Origin of the sequence: Pseudoclavibacter sp. Marseille-Q434, assembly GCF_050315415.1 — a bacterium.
GTDB lineage: Bacteria > Actinomycetota > Actinomycetes > Actinomycetales > Microbacteriaceae > Pseudoclavibacter.
The window spans coordinates 609,442-624,243 of the sequence record NZ_JBNPQH010000002.1 but is presented as its reverse complement, the minus strand read 5'-3'; the positions used below and the strand labels follow the sequence as shown (position 1 = coordinate 624,243).

Annotated in this window: 17 protein-coding genes; 8 read left to right on the top strand and 9 right to left on the bottom strand. The window is 68.5% G+C overall.

Annotated elements, in window-relative coordinates:
• Window positions 1-142 precede the first annotated feature (142 nt).
• From ACQFZP_RS09865 to upp, 4 genes are all read right to left on the bottom strand, one after another.
• Window positions 143-475, bottom strand: a complete 333-nt coding sequence (locus ACQFZP_RS09865) for an ArsR/SmtB family transcription factor (protein WP_211891202.1) — start codon at window positions 473-475, stop codon at window positions 143-145.
• The gene (locus ACQFZP_RS09860) at window positions 459-923 is read right to left on the bottom strand and encodes a MarR family winged helix-turn-helix transcriptional regulator (protein WP_179555429.1); all 465 of its coding nucleotides are present in this window, start codon (window positions 921-923) and stop codon (window positions 459-461) included. The genes ACQFZP_RS09865 and ACQFZP_RS09860 overlap by 17 nt, the downstream gene beginning before the upstream one ends.
• Window positions 924-1,066: 143 nt before the next feature.
• A complete protein-coding gene (locus ACQFZP_RS09855; protein WP_211891201.1) occupies window positions 1,067-1,762 on the bottom strand; it encodes a winged helix-turn-helix domain-containing protein in 696 nt (231 codons plus the stop codon).
• 379 nt (window positions 1,763-2,141) lie between these two features.
• Complete coding sequence (upp, locus tag ACQFZP_RS09850) at window positions 2,142-2,777, bottom strand: uracil phosphoribosyltransferase (RefSeq protein ID WP_211891200.1); 636 nt, start codon at window positions 2,775-2,777, stop codon at window positions 2,142-2,144.
• A 73-nt stretch (window positions 2,778-2,850) separates the two neighbouring features.
• On the opposite strand from upp, the gene ACQFZP_RS09845 reads away from it, so the two are divergent.
• Window positions 2,851-3,321, top strand: coding sequence for a nucleoside deaminase (locus ACQFZP_RS09845; RefSeq protein WP_371029797.1), 471 nt, complete (start codon window positions 2,851-2,853; stop codon window positions 3,319-3,321).
• A gap of 18 nt (window positions 3,322-3,339) precedes the next feature.
• On the opposite strand, the gene ACQFZP_RS09840 is transcribed toward ACQFZP_RS09845, so the two are convergent.
• Window positions 3,340-3,639, bottom strand: a complete 300-nt coding sequence (locus ACQFZP_RS09840; RefSeq protein WP_146079215.1) for a hypothetical protein — start codon at window positions 3,637-3,639, stop codon at window positions 3,340-3,342.
• Window positions 3,640-3,753: 114 nt separating this feature from the next.
• On the opposite strand from ACQFZP_RS09840, the gene proC reads away from it, so the two are divergent.
• The 3 genes from proC to ACQFZP_RS09825 all read left to right on the top strand — a co-directional run bounded on the left by proC (window position 3,754) and on the right by ACQFZP_RS09825 (window position 7,557).
• Window positions 3,754-4,593 carry a pyrroline-5-carboxylate reductase gene (proC, locus tag ACQFZP_RS09835; protein ID WP_179555427.1) on the top strand — a complete coding sequence of 280 codons (840 nt, stop codon included), beginning with the start codon at window positions 3,754-3,756 and terminating at the stop codon, window positions 4,591-4,593.
• Window positions 4,594-4,683: 90 nt separating this feature from the next.
• Window positions 4,684-6,237 carry a DnaJ domain-containing protein gene (locus ACQFZP_RS09830; RefSeq protein WP_211891199.1) on the top strand — a complete coding sequence of 518 codons (1,554 nt, stop codon included), beginning with the start codon at window positions 4,684-4,686 and terminating at the stop codon, window positions 6,235-6,237.
• A gap of 90 nt (window positions 6,238-6,327) precedes the next feature.
• Complete coding sequence (locus ACQFZP_RS09825) at window positions 6,328-7,557, top strand: CPBP family intramembrane glutamic endopeptidase (protein ID WP_179555425.1); 1,230 nt, start codon at window positions 6,328-6,330, stop codon at window positions 7,555-7,557.
• An 81-nt stretch (window positions 7,558-7,638) separates the two neighbouring features.
• Here ACQFZP_RS09825 and ACQFZP_RS09820 read toward each other — a convergent pair whose 3' ends face one another.
• Both ACQFZP_RS09820 and ACQFZP_RS09815 read right to left on the bottom strand, forming a co-directional pair.
• A complete protein-coding gene (locus ACQFZP_RS09820; protein WP_211891198.1) occupies window positions 7,639-8,838 on the bottom strand; it encodes a M20 family metallopeptidase in 1,200 nt (399 codons plus the stop codon).
• Between the two features lie 55 nt (window positions 8,839-8,893).
• Entirely contained in the window at window positions 8,894-10,468 is a 1,575-nt protein-coding gene (locus ACQFZP_RS09815; RefSeq protein ID WP_179555423.1) for an AbgT family transporter, read from the bottom strand.
• A 109-nt stretch (window positions 10,469-10,577) separates the two neighbouring features.
• On the opposite strand from ACQFZP_RS09815, the gene ACQFZP_RS09810 reads away from it, so the two are divergent.
• On the top strand, window positions 10,578-11,597 hold the full coding sequence (locus tag ACQFZP_RS09810; protein WP_211891197.1) for an Lrp/AsnC family transcriptional regulator: 1,020 nt from the start codon (window positions 10,578-10,580) through the stop codon (window positions 11,595-11,597).
• Here the strand turns inward: ACQFZP_RS09810 and ACQFZP_RS09805 are convergent.
• Complete coding sequence (locus ACQFZP_RS09805; RefSeq protein ID WP_068478414.1) at window positions 11,590-12,258, bottom strand: potassium channel family protein; 669 nt, start codon at window positions 12,256-12,258, stop codon at window positions 11,590-11,592. The genes ACQFZP_RS09810 and ACQFZP_RS09805 overlap by 8 nt on opposite strands.
• Complete coding sequence (locus ACQFZP_RS09800; protein ID WP_211891196.1) at window positions 12,251-13,708, bottom strand: TrkH family potassium uptake protein; 1,458 nt, start codon at window positions 13,706-13,708, stop codon at window positions 12,251-12,253. The genes ACQFZP_RS09805 and ACQFZP_RS09800 overlap by 8 nt, the downstream gene beginning before the upstream one ends.
• 211 nt (window positions 13,709-13,919) lie before the next feature.
• On the opposite strand from ACQFZP_RS09800, the gene ACQFZP_RS09795 reads away from it, so the two are divergent.
• The 3 genes from ACQFZP_RS09795 (at window position 13,920) to ACQFZP_RS09785 (ending at window position 14,778) form a co-directional block, all read left to right on the top strand.
• The gene (locus ACQFZP_RS09795) at window positions 13,920-14,132 is read left to right on the top strand and encodes a helix-turn-helix domain-containing protein (RefSeq protein WP_104254521.1); all 213 of its coding nucleotides are present in this window, start codon (window positions 13,920-13,922) and stop codon (window positions 14,130-14,132) included.
• 125 nt (window positions 14,133-14,257) lie between these two features.
• The gene (locus tag ACQFZP_RS09790; protein ID WP_082775156.1) at window positions 14,258-14,356 is read left to right on the top strand and encodes a 30S ribosomal protein bS22; all 99 of its coding nucleotides are present in this window, start codon (window positions 14,258-14,260) and stop codon (window positions 14,354-14,356) included.
• A gap of 71 nt (window positions 14,357-14,427) precedes the next feature.
• Entirely contained in the window at window positions 14,428-14,778 is a 351-nt protein-coding gene (locus ACQFZP_RS09785; protein ID WP_307852809.1) for a glutaredoxin family protein, read from the top strand.
• Window positions 14,779-14,802: the final 24 nt, after the last annotated feature.

Below are 14,802 nucleotides of genomic sequence, written 5' to 3'. Positions count from 1 at the left end.
ACCCGCGGGCTCGCCCGGGCCTCGCTCGACGATTCGGGATGGGAATGTCGCTTCGTGCTGGGGAACTTCCCACAACGAAGTCATCTTTCCATCCCGAGCGTCGAGGAGGCATTGGCTGGGGGAGCCGCGCGTGCGGCACCGCTCAGCGCGGACGGATGCTGGCCGACGTCTCGAGGAGCCTCGGCGCCTCGAGACGGTACAGCCCCCACGTGCCGCTGCGCTCATAGCTGAGGTACCCGCCGTCGACGAGGATCCGCAGGTGGTGCGAGGCGGTCGACTGCGCGCATCCGAGGGCGGCGACCAGCTCGGTCACCGTCGTCGGCCGGTCGGGGTTCGCCGCGACGAGCGAGAGGATGCGCAGCCTCGTCGGGTCGGCGAGCACCTGGAGTCCGTGAGCCAGCGCGTTGGCGCCCGCAGCGTCGAGCGGAGCCGCGGATGCGGCACCGGGCCACGCGAAGTCAGGAGTCGGAGTCACGACCACGCCCGCCTGCCTGCCCGAGGCGCAGCTTGGTGCACAGGTACTGAAGCGTGCGCAGCTCGTCGGGATCGAGCGCGCTCGTCATCCGGTCCTGGATGTTGCGCATGTGGGTGCGCGCCGCGCGTGTGAACTCGGCGCGGCCATCCGGGGTGATCTCGATGAGCGTGGAGCGCAGGTCGAGGCGGTCGTCGATCTTGACGAGGAGGCCGCGCTGCACGAGCCGGTCGACGAGCCTCGACACGGACGACTGTGTGATGAGCACGTTGCGGTTCAGGTCTCGCAGGCGGATGCGTCCCTGCGGTTCGCGGACGACGTTGAAGAGCACGTCGTACTCGTTCATCGACATCGAATTGCTTGCGAACTCGCCACGCAGCTCACGCATGATGGAGACCTGCGCACGAAACAGCGATTCCCAAGCCTCTACCGGGTTGCTTGTCGTCGGCATCGGGCCTCCTGCTTCTTCGTCTCGGCAGCTTCCGTCGAGTGTACTGGCCAGTACATTGCTCGGCGGAATCCGGCGCGACGATGGGGCAGGACTGCCCTTATCCGGGTGCTCCGATGCGGAGTAGCGACCGGTTCGGCGTGCGCTCAGAGGCGGTCGGGTGACTGCGCGTTCGGGTACAGGACATCGACGTCGGCGTGGCGGTCGAAGCGGTACCCGGTTCCGCGGACCGTGCGCACGATGTCGCCATACGCGCCGAGCTTCGAGCGGAGGCGTCGGACGTGCACGTCGATGGTGCGCTCGTTCGGTCGTTCCTCGTCGCTGTCGCGCCAGAGGATGTCGATGATCTCCGTGCGGTCGACGGTACGGCCCTCGCGAAGCACGAGCGCCTGGAGGAGCTCGAATTCCTTGTAGGTGAGGCCGGCGTTCTCGCCTGAGACGCTCACGCGCTTGCGGGTCGTGTCGATCGTGACACCCTCGGCCGGGTCCGGCTGGTGGTCCTCCTCGACACCGCGCGCGGCGAGCGCCTGTGGGTCCTGGAGCGCGAGGCGGACGACTTCGACGTCGCGACCGCCCGCGCCCTTGGGGGCGAGCGCCACGGCTGCGTGCGTCTCAGCGTGCGGCGCGACCTCGGCCGTGACGCGCTTGAGCGCTTCGACGAGCTCGGTGAGCGTCGTTCCGTCGAGGGTGGCCTTGGCCTCGTCGAGGCCGACGTAGAGAACGAAACCGCGCGCTTCAGGCGCGACGGGGACCGCCTGGACGTAGGCGGGGCGGGGGGTTTCTGGGATCTGGGTCACGGCATTCAGGGTGCGGGGGCGGCGGAAGTCGGTTGCGAGAGACATTGGATGAAGTCCTTGGAGGTGATGATGCTCGAAGCGCCCGCGTGTCGGCGGGGCTGGTTCGCGACGGTTCGCGAACGATGCCGAGGGGCTGGAGCCTCGGCGGGATGCGACCGGGTGCAGAGAGCAGAGCGGTCACGCTGGCCCAAGGGGCGCAGTGTTCCTTCTTCGAGAGAGAGCTTCACGGAGAAGGGGGCGAAGAATGCGGCGACTCGACGAGCAGAATTCGGAGTCAGCGACACATTCGACAGGACATCGCGGTGCTGGGCATCATCATGCCAGCGGTTCCCGTCGCCGAAAAGGCGGTCAGGGTGCGCGATGGGTTCGTCATGCGGCCAGTATGTTTCTTCGTGACCGCGCATGTCAACAGGTGACGCGAAGTTTATTCCGCGACACCGTAGAGGCGGTCGCCAGCGTCGCCGAGGCCCGGGACGATGAAGCCGTCCTCGTTCAGGCCCTCGTCGAGCGCTCCGACGACGACGGTGACGTTCTTGTCTTCGAACGCCTCGCGCATCCGCTCGATGCCCTCCGGCGACGCGACGATGCAGATCGCCGTCACGTCGACCGCGCCTGCGTCGAACAGGAAGTCGATCGCGGCGACAAGTGAACCGCCGGTCGCGAGCATCGGGTCGAGCGCGAAGCACTGGCGGTTCGCGAGATTCTCGGGAAGTCGCTTCGCGTAGGTCTCCGGCTGCAGCGTCTCCTCGTTGCGACGCATCCCGAGGAAGCCGACCTCGACGTTCGGGACGAGCTTGAGGAAGCCGTCGAGCATGCCGAGGCCAGCGCGGATGATCGGCACGACCAGCGGGACGGGATCGGTCATGCGGAGCCCCGTGGTCTTCGCGACGGGCGTCTGCAGTTCGTAGGACTCCGTGCGCACGTCACGGGTCGCCTCGTAGCTGAGCAGCGTCACCAACTCCTCGACAAGCGAGCGGAACTGCTGTGACGAGGTCTTCTTGTCCCGCAGCACCGAGAGCTTGTGGGTGATGAGCGGGTGGTCGGCTACGTGCAGGCGCATGAAATACAGAGTAACGAAGCCGGAGGCATCCCGGTGACATCCGCGCAGACCGGCGGCCGCCGGCGGTGGGAGGATGGGCGGCGTGTCACTTCACGTCGACGAGCGCCTGCACGAGCTCATGGGAATCGCCCTTGGCGAGGCCGAACTGGCGCTCGCGAGCGAGGACGTGCCCATTGGGGCCGTCGTCACCGACGCATCCGGCGCCGTCATCGCGACGGCCCACAACGAGCGCGAGCTGACCGGCGACCCGACGGGTCACGCCGAGGTGCTCGCCCTGCGCCGCGCAGCTGAACGGCTCGGCACGTGGCGGCTCGACGGATGCACGCTCGTCGTCACGCTCGAGCCGTGCGCCATGTGTGCGGGCGCGATCCTCTCCGCCCGTATCGGCACCCTCGTCTACGGTGCCTGGGACGACAAGGCGGGTGCCGTGGGGTCGCGCTATGACCTCGTGCGCGATCGACGGCTCCCAGAACGCGCCGTCGTCATCGCGGGAGTGCGCGAGGTGGAATGCGCGGCCCTCGTGCGGGGATTCTTCCGTGACTGACTCCCCGAGTGCTGCCGGCTAGTCGACGGAGCGGATGACGATCGACTCGGTGCTGACGTGCACGTTGTGGCGTTCCGTCACGTCCGGCTCCACGAAGATCGCCTCCGCGTGAGGCGCCGCCTCACGGACGAGGGCGCGCAGCTGGGCGAGGACGGGGGGAAGGTCGAGCACCTGGGGGAGGTTCAGCACGGAGACGCGCACGCCGACGAGCGTGACTCGGTCATCGACTTCCACGCTGCGCACCTGGAGCACTTCACCCACGTGCGGGTTTTCGAGCAGCAGTTCGCGGATGTGTGCGGCGAGTTCCGGATTCGGCACGAGTTCCCCTTCGACGGTGACGAGTAACGGCCAGCATACCGAGACCACCCTGACGGCTGTCAGAGCAGGTGCTGCATTCGAGCGTTGTCGGTGGTGCATCCGTACAATCCGGGTATGACGGCACTGACATACGCGTTCCTCGGCGGCGGCAACATGAACGGCGCGATCCTGCGCGGGCTGCTGGATGCGCCCCTCGGCGAGGGCGCGCGCGTCCACGTCACGACGAGGTCGGCGGCTTCGGCCGCCGCCGCTGAGCGCGACGATCGGGTCTCGACGACCGCGCTCGAGAACGACCCGCGGGCGAACCTGGCCGCAGTCGAGCGCGCGGACGTCGTCGTCCTGGGCGTCAAGCCCTATCTCATCGGGGAGCTCCTCGACGAGATCGCGTCCTCGCTCAAGCCGGATGCCGTGGTCATCTCCGTGGCGGCCGGTGTGCGCCTCGAGAGCCTGGCCGCCCGGTTGCCGGAGGGTGCCCAGATCGTCCGATCGATGCCGAACACGCCCGCGAGCATCGGACTCGGCGTGACGGGTCTCGCCGCCAACGCGTCGACCAGCGAGGAGTCGCTCGCCGTCGCGGTCGCGCTCTTCGAGAGCGTGGGACGCGTCGCCACCGTCGGCGAAGACCGCATCGACGCGCTCGCGGCTGTCTCGGGCTCTGGGCCCGCGCACGTCTTCCTGCTGATCGAGCAGTACCTCGAAGCGACGAAGCGCCTGGGCTTCGATGAAGACCTCGCCAAGGAGCTGGTGGTCGGCACGTTCGAGGGGGCCGTCGGCATGGTCGTCCGCGACCCGGACACCGAACCGGCCGAGCTGCGCCGGCGCGTGACCAGCCCCAACGGCACCACCGAGCGCTCCGTCGCCGAGCTGCAGGACGGCGACCTCGCGGGCCTCTTCGAGCGGGCGTTCGCGGCCAACCAGCGACGCTCGGCCGAGCTCGCCGCAGAGAACTCCTGAGCGTCCCCACGCTTCTCCCGCACGGCGGCGGGCCGTGGGGCCAGGGATGCGTAGGCTTGATGACTTGAACGAACAGCGGGAGGGGCGGCCATGAGCGGTCGGAAGCATGTCTTCACGGAAGACCTGTACCTCGTGCTCGGCGTCTCCCGCAGCGCGTCATTGGAGGAGATCCGACGAGTCGGGCGCGCGAGGCAGCGGGAATCGCATCCCGACCTCGGTGGAAGCTCCGACGACTTCGTGCGGGTCCGCCTCGCGGTCGAGGTGCTCACCGAGGAGAGCACTCGCCGAGAGCATGACGCCTGGCTCTCCGGCGGGGGCTCGCGCCGCGTCCGTTCACAGCAGCGAGCTCAATGGGCTCCGACGAGCAGACGCTCGGCGGGTGGCGGCGGCCGATTCCGCACGCCGCCTCGCTCCGGAGCGACGAAGGAATCCGCCACCTCAGCCCCGCGCCGCAGCGCGCACGCGGAACCCGCGACCCGCGACGCCCCGCCCCCTGCCCGCATCCCAGCCCAGAACTTCGACGTCCGACGCATGGCCTGGTTCCGCACGCGCTGGCCGGAGCACCCCGTGTACTGGCCGCCGGCGGCGGCCGCTCCGCGTCCGTTCACGCGGCGCGAGCTGACGGCAGTCTCGGTGCACGCGGCCATCGTCGTCATCGGCGCCCTCCTCCTCGTGCTCGACGTGTCGTTCGCGCGGCTCACCGTTCCGACGTTCGGGCCTGGCGCGGAGCCGACGATGTGGCCCGCCGTCCTCCTCTACGTGGGGTTGAGCGCGGCCTGGCTCGTCCTGCGGCTCAGGGTCCACGCGAATCGCTGGGCACTGACCATGTGGCTCGCGACCCTCGTCATCGCCATCGCGGCGAGCGTGCTGTCGGCGACCCTCGGCGTCATGTCCCTGTTCGCCACGACGGCAGGCATGCAGAACCCGGCCTTCGCGAGCCTGCTCGTGCAGGCCGCCATCTACCTCGCCGCGGCCGTGTCCGGCTACTTCGCGTGGTCGAGTCTCGCGCAGCGGCGCATCGCCGTCACCAGGGAACGGCTGCTGGTGCAGCTCGCGAACGAGTCAGCCCCGCCTGCCGCTGGTGGCAGGCGGGTCTGGGGTGAACCAGGCCAGACGGCCATGGATGCGGGCGGCACCGCCGGCGGAACGAACCCCATGCGCGCCTTCCTCGCCCAGCGCTCCGTCGGCGAGCCGCTCGCTCAGCTTCTCCGCATCCCGGGCGTTCGCGTCGTGCACGGGCTGCGCGTCCCCGGCCAGAATGCCGGTTCGATCGCGCACGCCATCGTCAGCGGACGCAGGGTCGCGCTCGTCAACGACGAGCTGTGGGCGCCCGGCACGTACGGCATCTCGCGTGACGGTGAGCTCACGCACAACGGCGTCGCCTTCTCCTCACCCGCGGCCGAGTTCCCGCACGCGGTCGAGCGCTTCCACGAGCTGTTCGGGGAGATGTCCGAGGTTCGCGGCTGGATGACGGTCGTCGCGGAACGCGAGGGGCCCCTCGAGGTCGACAACGCGCTCACCTGGCAGCGAGTCCGCCTCGCCACGACGGAGTCGCTGCTACGCGAAGTCGGCGACTGGCTCGCCGGCGACGGCAACCGGGTCGACCGGCTGCTGCTGCGTGACCTGATCGCGCACAAGCGCTGACCCGGCCTCCGTCGCGCAGCCGACAGACAGCGCCACGGAATCATTCGTGCGACCGATCCCACGGCATCCACCGCTGAGTAGCGTCGAAGCATGAGCAACCACAGCATGACTCCGACCCCGACCGGCAGTGCTCCGCTCACCGAGCAGTCCGCCTCCGGCAGCAGCAGACTCACGTACGACCACGCGTTGAGCCCGATCGGCCGCGGGAAGGGGTGGTGGAGGGGCGTCCTCTTCATCGCGTTCCTCATCGTCGGCTTCTTCGTGACGTCCATGACGATCGGCGCCGTGGGCATCCTCATCTCCACCCTCACCGGTGAACTCAGCCCGGAGGCGCTCGGAGACGCGGTTGAGAGTGGCGTCATCCCCATGACGCCCGCGATCTTCGTCACCAACAACCTCGCGCTCGCGGCGCTCCTCCCGCTGGCCTACCTCGGCCAGCGGATGCTGTTCGGCGTCCGGCCTGGCACCATCTCGTCGGTCACCGGCCGCTTCCGCTGGGCCTGGTTCCGCAAGCTCGCCCTGGTGATCGTTCCGGTCTTCGCCGTCTACTCGGCCGCGCTGTTCCTGCTCGAGCCCGCCGAGCTCAACATCGACGGCACGGCGATGCTCATGCTCGTCTTCGTGCTGCTCACGACGCCCTTCCAGGCCGCCTCCGAGGAGTACGTGGCCCGCGGCGGCTTCCAGCGCGCCGCCGGCTCGTGGTTCGCTGGCCCGCAGCTTTCCTTCATCGTCGGAACCGCCGTCTCGGCGACGCTCTTCTGCCTCGCGCACGGCGCGGGTGACTGGTGGCTCATCGGGTACTACTTCTTCTTCGGCGTGATCATGTCGGTCACCGTCAAGTACACGGGCGGGCTCGAGAGCGCCGTGCTCATCCACTCCGCGAACAACGTCATGCTGTTCATCCCAGCCGTGCTGACCGGCCAGCTCAGCGAGGGCATCGACCGCTCCGCGGGTGCGGGTGGACCGATCATGCTCCTCCCGGCCGCGTTCCTGGCCATCGTCGCCGCCTTTGTGATCTGGCGTGCGAAGAAGGACGGCATCGAGACCACGACGGCCCCGCTCGTCACCGCGAAGCAGCGTCGCGAGGCCGAGGCTCGGGCCGCCTACGAACTGCACGCTCAGCAGCAGGCGCAACTCGCACAGCAGGCCGCGCAGCAGCCGATGCAGACCTACGGCGACGCGCCGAATCAGGCCTACGGTCAGGCTGCGAGCCAGCAGCCCGGCCAGGTGCCGAACCAGCACTACGGCCAGGCCCCGAACCAGGGTCAGCCGCAGCCGGGTTCGACGACGCCGGCTGGCACGAACCAGCGTCCCGAGTAGCGCCGGTCGCCCGGCCGAACCCCCGGTACGACGAAGCCCCTCGAGATGGAACCAGCGTCCATCGCGAGGGGCTTCTCCACGTCAGCGGGCGTCGAACGCGTGCTTCGCCTCGGCCGCGAGGCTCGGTTCGCGGAACACGGCGAGGGCGGTCGCCGCGAGCATCCGAGCCCCGTCAGCGATGGTCGCCGAGGCGTTCGGACCATCCGCGGCCTCGGCGAACTCCCTCGTGTGGGTGACCCCGCCAGGGATGAGCTGGATCATCGGGTGAATCGACGGGACGACGTGGCTGACGTTGCCCATGTCGGTGGACCCGGTGATGGGCTCCTCCGTGACCGGCCGCCCGATCCGCTCGTAGGCCGAGTGGGCGAGATCCGCGAGCACCGGGTTCGAGATGAGCGAGTAGTAGGCGGGGGTGTTCTCCTCGATCAGCACCGAGGATCCCGTCGCGAGCGCGGCACCTTCGAAGCAGGCACGCACCCTGGGCACGATGTTCTCCAGCAGATGGTCCCGCTCGTTGGCGCGCACGAAGATACGAAGCGCCGCACGCTCGGGGATGATGTTGGGCGCCTGCCCACCGTCGGTGACGATGGCGTGCACGCGGGCATCGTCGGTCAGCTGCTGCCGCAGCAGGCCGATCGCCGTCAGCGACAGCGTGGAGGCGTCGAGCGCGTTGATGCCCAGCTCCGGGCTCGCGGCGGCGTGGCTGGCGCGCCCCGTGAACGTGACGTCGAGCGCCACCCGGGACAGCGTCGAGCCGCCGACGGTGTTCGTCGCCGCAGGATGCACCATGATCGCGAGGTCGATGCCGTCGAGCACCCCTCCCTCGATCATCGGGACCTTGCCAGCGGCCCCCTCTTCGCCTGGGCTGCCGATCACGACCAGGTGCGCAGGGGTCCCGGGGGTGGCCGTGAGCGCGTCCTTCAGCAGGATCCCCGCGCCGAGCCCGCTGGCCGCGATGATGTTGTGTCCGCAGGCGTGGCCGATGCCCTCGAGGGCGTCGTACTCGCAGAACACGGCGATCGTGGGGGTCTCGTCGCCCGCATCCGGGGTCGACCAGCGGCCGACGAATGCCGTGTCGAGGCCAGCGAAGCCGCGTTCGACCGCGAACCCGGCCGACTCGAGCTCGGACGTGAGCCGCGCCGCGGCGTGCACCTCGGTGAAGCGGATCTCCGGGTTGGCGTGCAGGTCGGCGGCGACGTCGACGAGCAGGGGCAGTCGGGCCGGCAGGTGTGCGCCGAGCTCGTCGACGATGGCGGGCACGTGGTCGGTGCGGATGTTCATATTCGGTGTTCCTCCACTTGGTTCGGGGTCGGAGTCGGGTCGACGGGCGCGCAGATCAGCCGCCCATCATGAGGGAATGGCCGGGGCCGACGGGCAGCTCGAAGAGGCCCCACACGAGCAGCTGCAGCAGCCAGACGCCCCAGATCGCGATCGTGAACGGCATGACCAGGCTGAACAGGGTGCCGAGGCCGCCCTTCGGCGCCCACTTCTGCATGAGGCCGAGGACGACCGGGAGCAGCGGGTTCATCGGCACGAGCGGGTTCGAAGCCGAGTCGGTGATGCGGAACGCCGCCTGCACGTAGGCGGGGTCGACGCCGTTGAGCATGAACATGGGCACGAAGATCGGCGCGAGCAGGGTCCACAGTGCGGAACCGCTCGTGAGCAGCAGCGCGGGGACGAACACGAAGACGCTGAAGATCATGAGGCCGCCGATGCCGCCGAGGCCTGTCGCCTCCATCGCGTCCGCCCCGCCGGTGGCGAGGAGCAGGCCGATCTGCGACCACGAGAACCAGGCGATGGCCTGGGCCGCCGTGAAGATGACGACGATGAACGGCACGAGCTCCTTCACCGCATCCGTCATCATGCTGGGGATCTGCGCCCAGCTCGTGAGGGTTCCTGCGATGACGCCGTAGGTGATGCCGCCGATGAGGAACATGAAGAGGATGAAGATGGGGATGCTCGACATGAATGGCGAGCGCAGGATGGCGCCGCCCTCGCCCTGCAGGGCTGAACCCGGCAGCAGGAGGAGGACCACGAGGACAGCCAGGTAGGCGACGATCGCGACCGCCGCGATGAGGAGCGCGCGACGTTCCGTGCTGGTGACCGGCTTCGTGGTGGAGTCCGGAGTGAGCGAGCCCGGGAGGAGCTTCGTCTCCGGGGGCACGTACGTGCCGAGCTTCGGTTCGAGGAACCGCTGGCAGACGAACGTGATCGTGATGGACAGGATCACGGTCGACGACGCGAAGAAGTAGTAGTTCGCGAGCACCGACACCTCGGCGCCCGGGTCGACGATCTGGGCGGCGCTCGTCGTGATGCCCGACATGAGCACGTCGGTGCCAGCGGGGACGACGTTCGCGCTGAAGCCGGCGATGACGGCGGCGTACGCGGTGATGAACCCGGCGAGCGGGTGCCGACCCGCGGCGAGGAAGGCCGCGGCTGCGAGCGGGGGCAGGATGATGACGGCCGTGTCCGACGCCAGGTTGCCCATGAGGCTCACGAAGACGACCACGTACGTCACGGCCCACTTCGGCGCGGAGAGCACCGTGGCGCGCATGAACGTGCTCAGCAGGCCCGTGCGCTCCGCGACGCCGATGCCGAGCATGACCGTGATGATGAGGCCGAACGGCGGGAAGGTGATGAAGTTCTCGATCGCCGTCGAGACCGCGTACACGAGGCCCTCTGCCGAGAGGATGCTGCGGATGGGGATGACCTCGCCCGTCGCCGGGTCGATGGTGCTCGCCCCCAGTCCTGCCGCGATGGCCGACGCGATGGCGACGAGGCCGGCGAGGATGAGGAAGAGGAAGAACGGATGCGGGAGTCGGTTGCCGATGCGCTCAACGCCGCGCAGCATCCTTCCGCTGAGCCCTGGCGCCTCCGCGAGCGTCAGCTCCGTGGTGTCAGTCCGAGTCATGTGCACTCCGATGTTCGAGGGGACTTCGCTGTCCTGAGTGTTCTGATTCTGCTTTACGGCTTTGTTACGGTGGTCGCATCGGGCCAGATATTGGTCCAATATGTTCGATATGGATCTCCAGACGCGAGAAGTGTCCCCGGTGCTGTCCGAATCGGACCTCGCGCTCATCGACGTCATGCAGGAGGATCCGCGCGCACCGTGGGCGCAGATCGGTCAGACCATTGGGGTCAGCGCTCCCACCGCCCGCCGCCGCTGGGAGCGGCTCCAGGCCGACGATTCCGCCTGGGTCACGACGCACGTCGGCTGGAACTCCGGGGTCGTCACCGCCATCGTCGCGGTGCAGTGCCGACCAGGGGCCGTCGAGACCGTCATCGAGGCCTTCGTCACGCATCCGCGGGTCGTGACGATCGCCGAGATCACCGGCGACCACGACCTCATGCTCACCGTCCTCGTCCCGGACGTGCACGAGCTGCGCCGGTTCCTCCGTCTCGGCCTGACCTCACACGCCGACGTCGCCCGCATGCGCACCATGCTCGTGACGCGGATGTTCCTGGATGGCTCGCACTGGCGGTCCGGGTTCGGCGCCTCCTCCCGGCAGGTGGAGGCCCGAGACGGCAGCACGTCCCCCGCCGCGCCGCTCTCGCCCGCCCTCGCGAAGGCCATCAGCATCCTCGAGCGCAACGGACGAGCGCCCAGCAGCGAGCTGGCGTCAGCGCTCGGCGTCTCTGAGGCGCACGCGAGGCGGTTCGTGCACCGTGCCGTGCGGTCCGGGCACATCGTGCAGCGCATCGACGTGCAGCTCGAGCAGCCCCGCTGGCCGTACTCGCTGGTGCTGTGGATGGTCGTCCCGGCCGGCCGGCTCTACTCGGCCGCCGGGCGCATCAGCCAGCGGCAGTCCGTGCGCGCGTGCGCCGCGCTCGCGGGAGGCAGCGCGAACCTGTACGTCGTCGTCTGGCTGAGCTCGTTGGCGGAAGCGCCAGAGGTCGAGATGCAGATCGTGCAGGACGCCGACGTTCGGGTCGTCGAACGCAGCATCATGCTCCACTACAGCAAGCGCATGGGGCACGTGTTCGACGGCAGCCAGCGCCGCACCGGCCACGTGCCCTGGGTTGACGGTGCGGCTACGTGAGGGCGGCGAAGCGCTCCACGTCGGAAGCTGAACCCGAGACGATCACGAGGTCGTGGTTCGAGACCACGGTGTCGGCCATCGCGTAGGTGAACGGCTTGCCGGGGCTCTTCACGCCGACGACCGTCACGCGGTACTTCGTGCGCACCCCGGACTCCATGAGCGGCACCCCGCGGATCGCCTTCGGCGGGTACAGCTTCACGAGCACGAAGTCGTCGTCGAACTGGATGAAGTCGAGCATCCGACCCGAGAGCAGGTGCGCGATGCGCTCGCCGGCCTCGCGCTCCGGGTAGATGACGTGGTGCGCGCCGATGCGGCCGAGGATCTTGCCGTGCGTCGCCGACATCGCCTTCGCCCAGATCTGCGGCACCTTGAGGTCGGACAGGTTCGCCGTCACGAGCACGCTCGACTCGAGCGATGTGCCGACGGCGACGACGGCGACCGCGAACTCGTGCGCGCCGATCTGCCGCAGGGCCTCGATGTTGCGCGCATCCGCCTGGACGGCGTGCGTCACCCGCTCCGCCCACTTCTGGACGAGTCCCTCGTCGGTGTCGACCGCGAGCACCTCTCGCCCCTGACGCTGCAGCTGGCCCGCAGTCGCAGCGCCGAATCGGCCGAGGCCGATGACGAGCACCGGCGCATTGTGTGGAATCGGCTCACCCAACGATGATCCTTTCTTCGGGCAGCCGGAAGAGCTGCTTGTGCTCGCTGGAAGCGAGGGCTGCGGCCATGGTGACCGTGCCGACGCGGCCGAGCCACATGGTGATGGAGAGAATGTACGCGCCCTGCTCCGGCAGGTCGCCGGTGAGGCCCGTGGAGAGGCCGCAGGTCGCGAACGCGCTGATCGCTTCGAAGAGCGCCTCGTCGAACGGCACCGAGGCGAAGTGCATGAGCGAGATGGACGAGACGGCCACGATCGTCGCGCCCCACAGCGTCACGCTGACGGCGAGGCGGAGAACGTCGTTCGGGATGCGGCGACCGAACGCCTGGATGTCGTTGACGCCCTTGGCCTCGGCGAACGCGGCGAGGAAGAGGATGGCCAGCGTGGTGACCTTGATGCCGCCAGCGGTGGATGCACTGCCACCGCCCACGAACATGAGCATTTGCATCGCCAGCATCGTCGCCGGGTCGGCGTTCGCGAGGTCGATCGTGGAGAACCCGCCTGAGCGGGTCATGGCAGACATGAAGCCCGCCGTCATCGGACGGAACACGGGCTCCTGCGCCCCGATCGTCGCGGGGTTGTCGCCTTCGAGGACGTAGATCGCGATCGCGCCGAGAACGAAGAGCAGCACCGTCGTGGACAGTGTCAGCTTCACGTGCACGGAGATGCGCTGCTTCGTCTTCACCCAGCGCGTGAGCGCGAAGATGACGGGGAAGCCGAGGCTGCCGAGGAACACTGCGGTCGCGAGGCAGGTGAGCATCCACGCATCCGTCGCGAACGGCTCGATGCCGGTGCTCGTCGGCATGAATCCCGTGTTGGTGAAGGCGGACGTCGCCCAGAAGAAGCCGTCGAGGATCGCATCCCACAGCGGCTCCCCGGCGATGAGCAGGCGGGGGATGATGAGCAGCGCGACGCACGTCTCGATGATGACGAGCGAGATCGCGACCGTCGCGAGGATGCCGCCGATGTCGCCGAGCTTGACGGCCTGCGACTCGGAGACCGGGCCAGCGTGCGTGCGCAGGGCGTTGCTGTCGCTCGCGGCGACGAGCTTCTGCCGCAGGCCGAGGCGCCGCGTGACGATCGCGCCCATGATGCTCGCCAGCGTGAGCACGCCGATCGCGCCGACCTGCATGCCCAGGAACACCATGAAGTGGCCGAAGCCGGACCAGTGCGTCGCCATGTCCACCACGGAGAGGCCCGTGACGCAGATCGTCGAGACCGCCGTGAAGAGCGCCTCGTGGAACGGAGTCACCGTTCCGTCGGCGGACGAGATCGGCAGCATGTAGATCGTCGTCCACAGCAGGATGATGCTCGTGAAGATGATCACCGCGAACCGCGACGGCGTGTGGTGGGCGAAGTCGTCGATCTTCCGGCCGACAGCGGAGACGATGCGCCGCAGCAGCCCATCCGTGTCCACGGGAGCGGGGATGCTCGAGGCCCGCGGTGTGCGCATCACATCCCCACTTCACAGCACAGTCGACCGACGCCTCACGTGCGCGAGGCGTCGGTCATGCTACTCCTCGCGCGTGGAATCGCGAATACGTGGCACGGGATGATTCGCTCTGCACCTTGTTTCTGCAGTGCTCTGGGCCATAAGGTATTCAACTGACACTCACTTCACTTCCGTAACGCGCGGATCATCCGTCACCTTGGAGCTGCAACACATGGCAAACGACCTGTCTGATGTGCGGTTCCTGACCGTTGCCGAGGTGGCGGAGCTCATGCGGGTCTCGAAGATGACGGTGTACCGACTTGTGCACTCCGGTGAACTTCCCGCGGTGCGGTTCGGCCGCTCGTTCCGGGTGCCGGAGTCGGCAGTCTCCGAGGCCATCAAGCAGTCCGGCCGCGGTGACGAGTTCGGTCAGCACACCGCTTGAGTCCTGCTGGACCCTGGGTTTTCTTTCGAACACAGGGTTACCGCCAGGTGACGTGTAAGCTGGCGCCAGCGATGCCGCAGCCCACCGCTGCGCGCACCTCGTACTTGTAGATAAAGGATGTTCCTATGGGTTCAGTAGTCAAGAAGCGCCGCAAGCGCATGGCGAAGAAGAAGCACCGCAAGCTGCTTCGCAAGACTCGCCACCAGCGTCGCAACAAGAAGTAGTCGCGACGACGCAGAGCGCCGGGCCCTCGGGTCAGGCGTTTTCTGCGTTAAGGCGCGGGTTTGCTCTGGCCGTGAGCGGGCTTGTGGTCGCTCCCGCGCGTCTTGACGACCACAAGACCGCTCTCGTCCGCGTGGTGTCTGCGAGACTCGAGGGCATGACGGATGCACGCGTTCCGACGATCACCTTCCTGGGCAAGCCGGGCTGCCACCTCTGCGAGGACGCGGAGCCGGTGGTGCGGGAGGTCGCCGCCCGCCACGACGCTGAGCTGTCGGTGCTGAGCATCCTGGACGACGCAGCCTTGCAGCAGCGCTTCGGTGAGCTCATCCCGGTCGTGCTGATCGATGGCGTGCAGCACTCGCAGTGGTTCGTCGAGCCCGAGCGGTTGGATGCGGCGGTGTCTGCCGCCGCGGCCCGGGGGTGAACGCGGGCCGAGCCTGAGGGGGAC

What these genes read in the sequence shown, in the direction of transcription:
- ACQFZP_RS09860 (WP_179555429.1), bottom strand. Translation starts at nt 923, where the DNA reads ATGCCGACGACAAGCAACCCGGTAGAGGCTTGGGAATCGCTGTTTCGT.
- ACQFZP_RS09855 (WP_211891201.1), bottom strand. Translation starts at nt 1,762, where the DNA reads ATGTCTCTCGCAACCGACTTCCGCCGCCCCCGCACCCTGAATGCCGTG.
- upp (WP_211891200.1), bottom strand. Translation starts at nt 2,777, where the DNA reads ATGCGCCTGCACGTAGCCGACCACCCGCTCATCACCCACAAGCTCTCG.
- ACQFZP_RS09845 (WP_371029797.1), top strand. Translation starts at nt 2,851, where the DNA reads ATGGGCGGCGTGTCACTTCACGTCGACGAGCGCCTGCACGAGCTCATG.
- proC (WP_179555427.1), top strand. Translation starts at nt 3,754, where the DNA reads ATGACGGCACTGACATACGCGTTCCTCGGCGGCGGCAACATGAACGGC.
- ACQFZP_RS09830 (WP_211891199.1), top strand. Translation starts at nt 4,684, where the DNA reads ATGAGCGGTCGGAAGCATGTCTTCACGGAAGACCTGTACCTCGTGCTC.
- ACQFZP_RS09825 (WP_179555425.1), top strand. Translation starts at nt 6,328, where the DNA reads ATGAGCAACCACAGCATGACTCCGACCCCGACCGGCAGTGCTCCGCTC.
- ACQFZP_RS09820 (WP_211891198.1), bottom strand. Translation starts at nt 8,838, where the DNA reads ATGAACATCCGCACCGACCACGTGCCCGCCATCGTCGACGAGCTCGGC.
- ACQFZP_RS09815 (WP_179555423.1), bottom strand. Translation starts at nt 10,468, where the DNA reads ATGACTCGGACTGACACCACGGAGCTGACGCTCGCGGAGGCGCCAGGG.
- ACQFZP_RS09810 (WP_211891197.1), top strand. Translation starts at nt 10,578, where the DNA reads ATGGATCTCCAGACGCGAGAAGTGTCCCCGGTGCTGTCCGAATCGGAC.
- ACQFZP_RS09800 (WP_211891196.1), bottom strand. Translation starts at nt 13,708, where the DNA reads ATGCGCACACCGCGGGCCTCGAGCATCCCCGCTCCCGTGGACACGGAT.
- ACQFZP_RS09795 (WP_104254521.1), top strand. Translation starts at nt 13,920, where the DNA reads ATGGCAAACGACCTGTCTGATGTGCGGTTCCTGACCGTTGCCGAGGTG.
- ACQFZP_RS09790 (WP_082775156.1), top strand. Translation starts at nt 14,258, where the DNA reads ATGGGTTCAGTAGTCAAGAAGCGCCGCAAGCGCATGGCGAAGAAGAAG.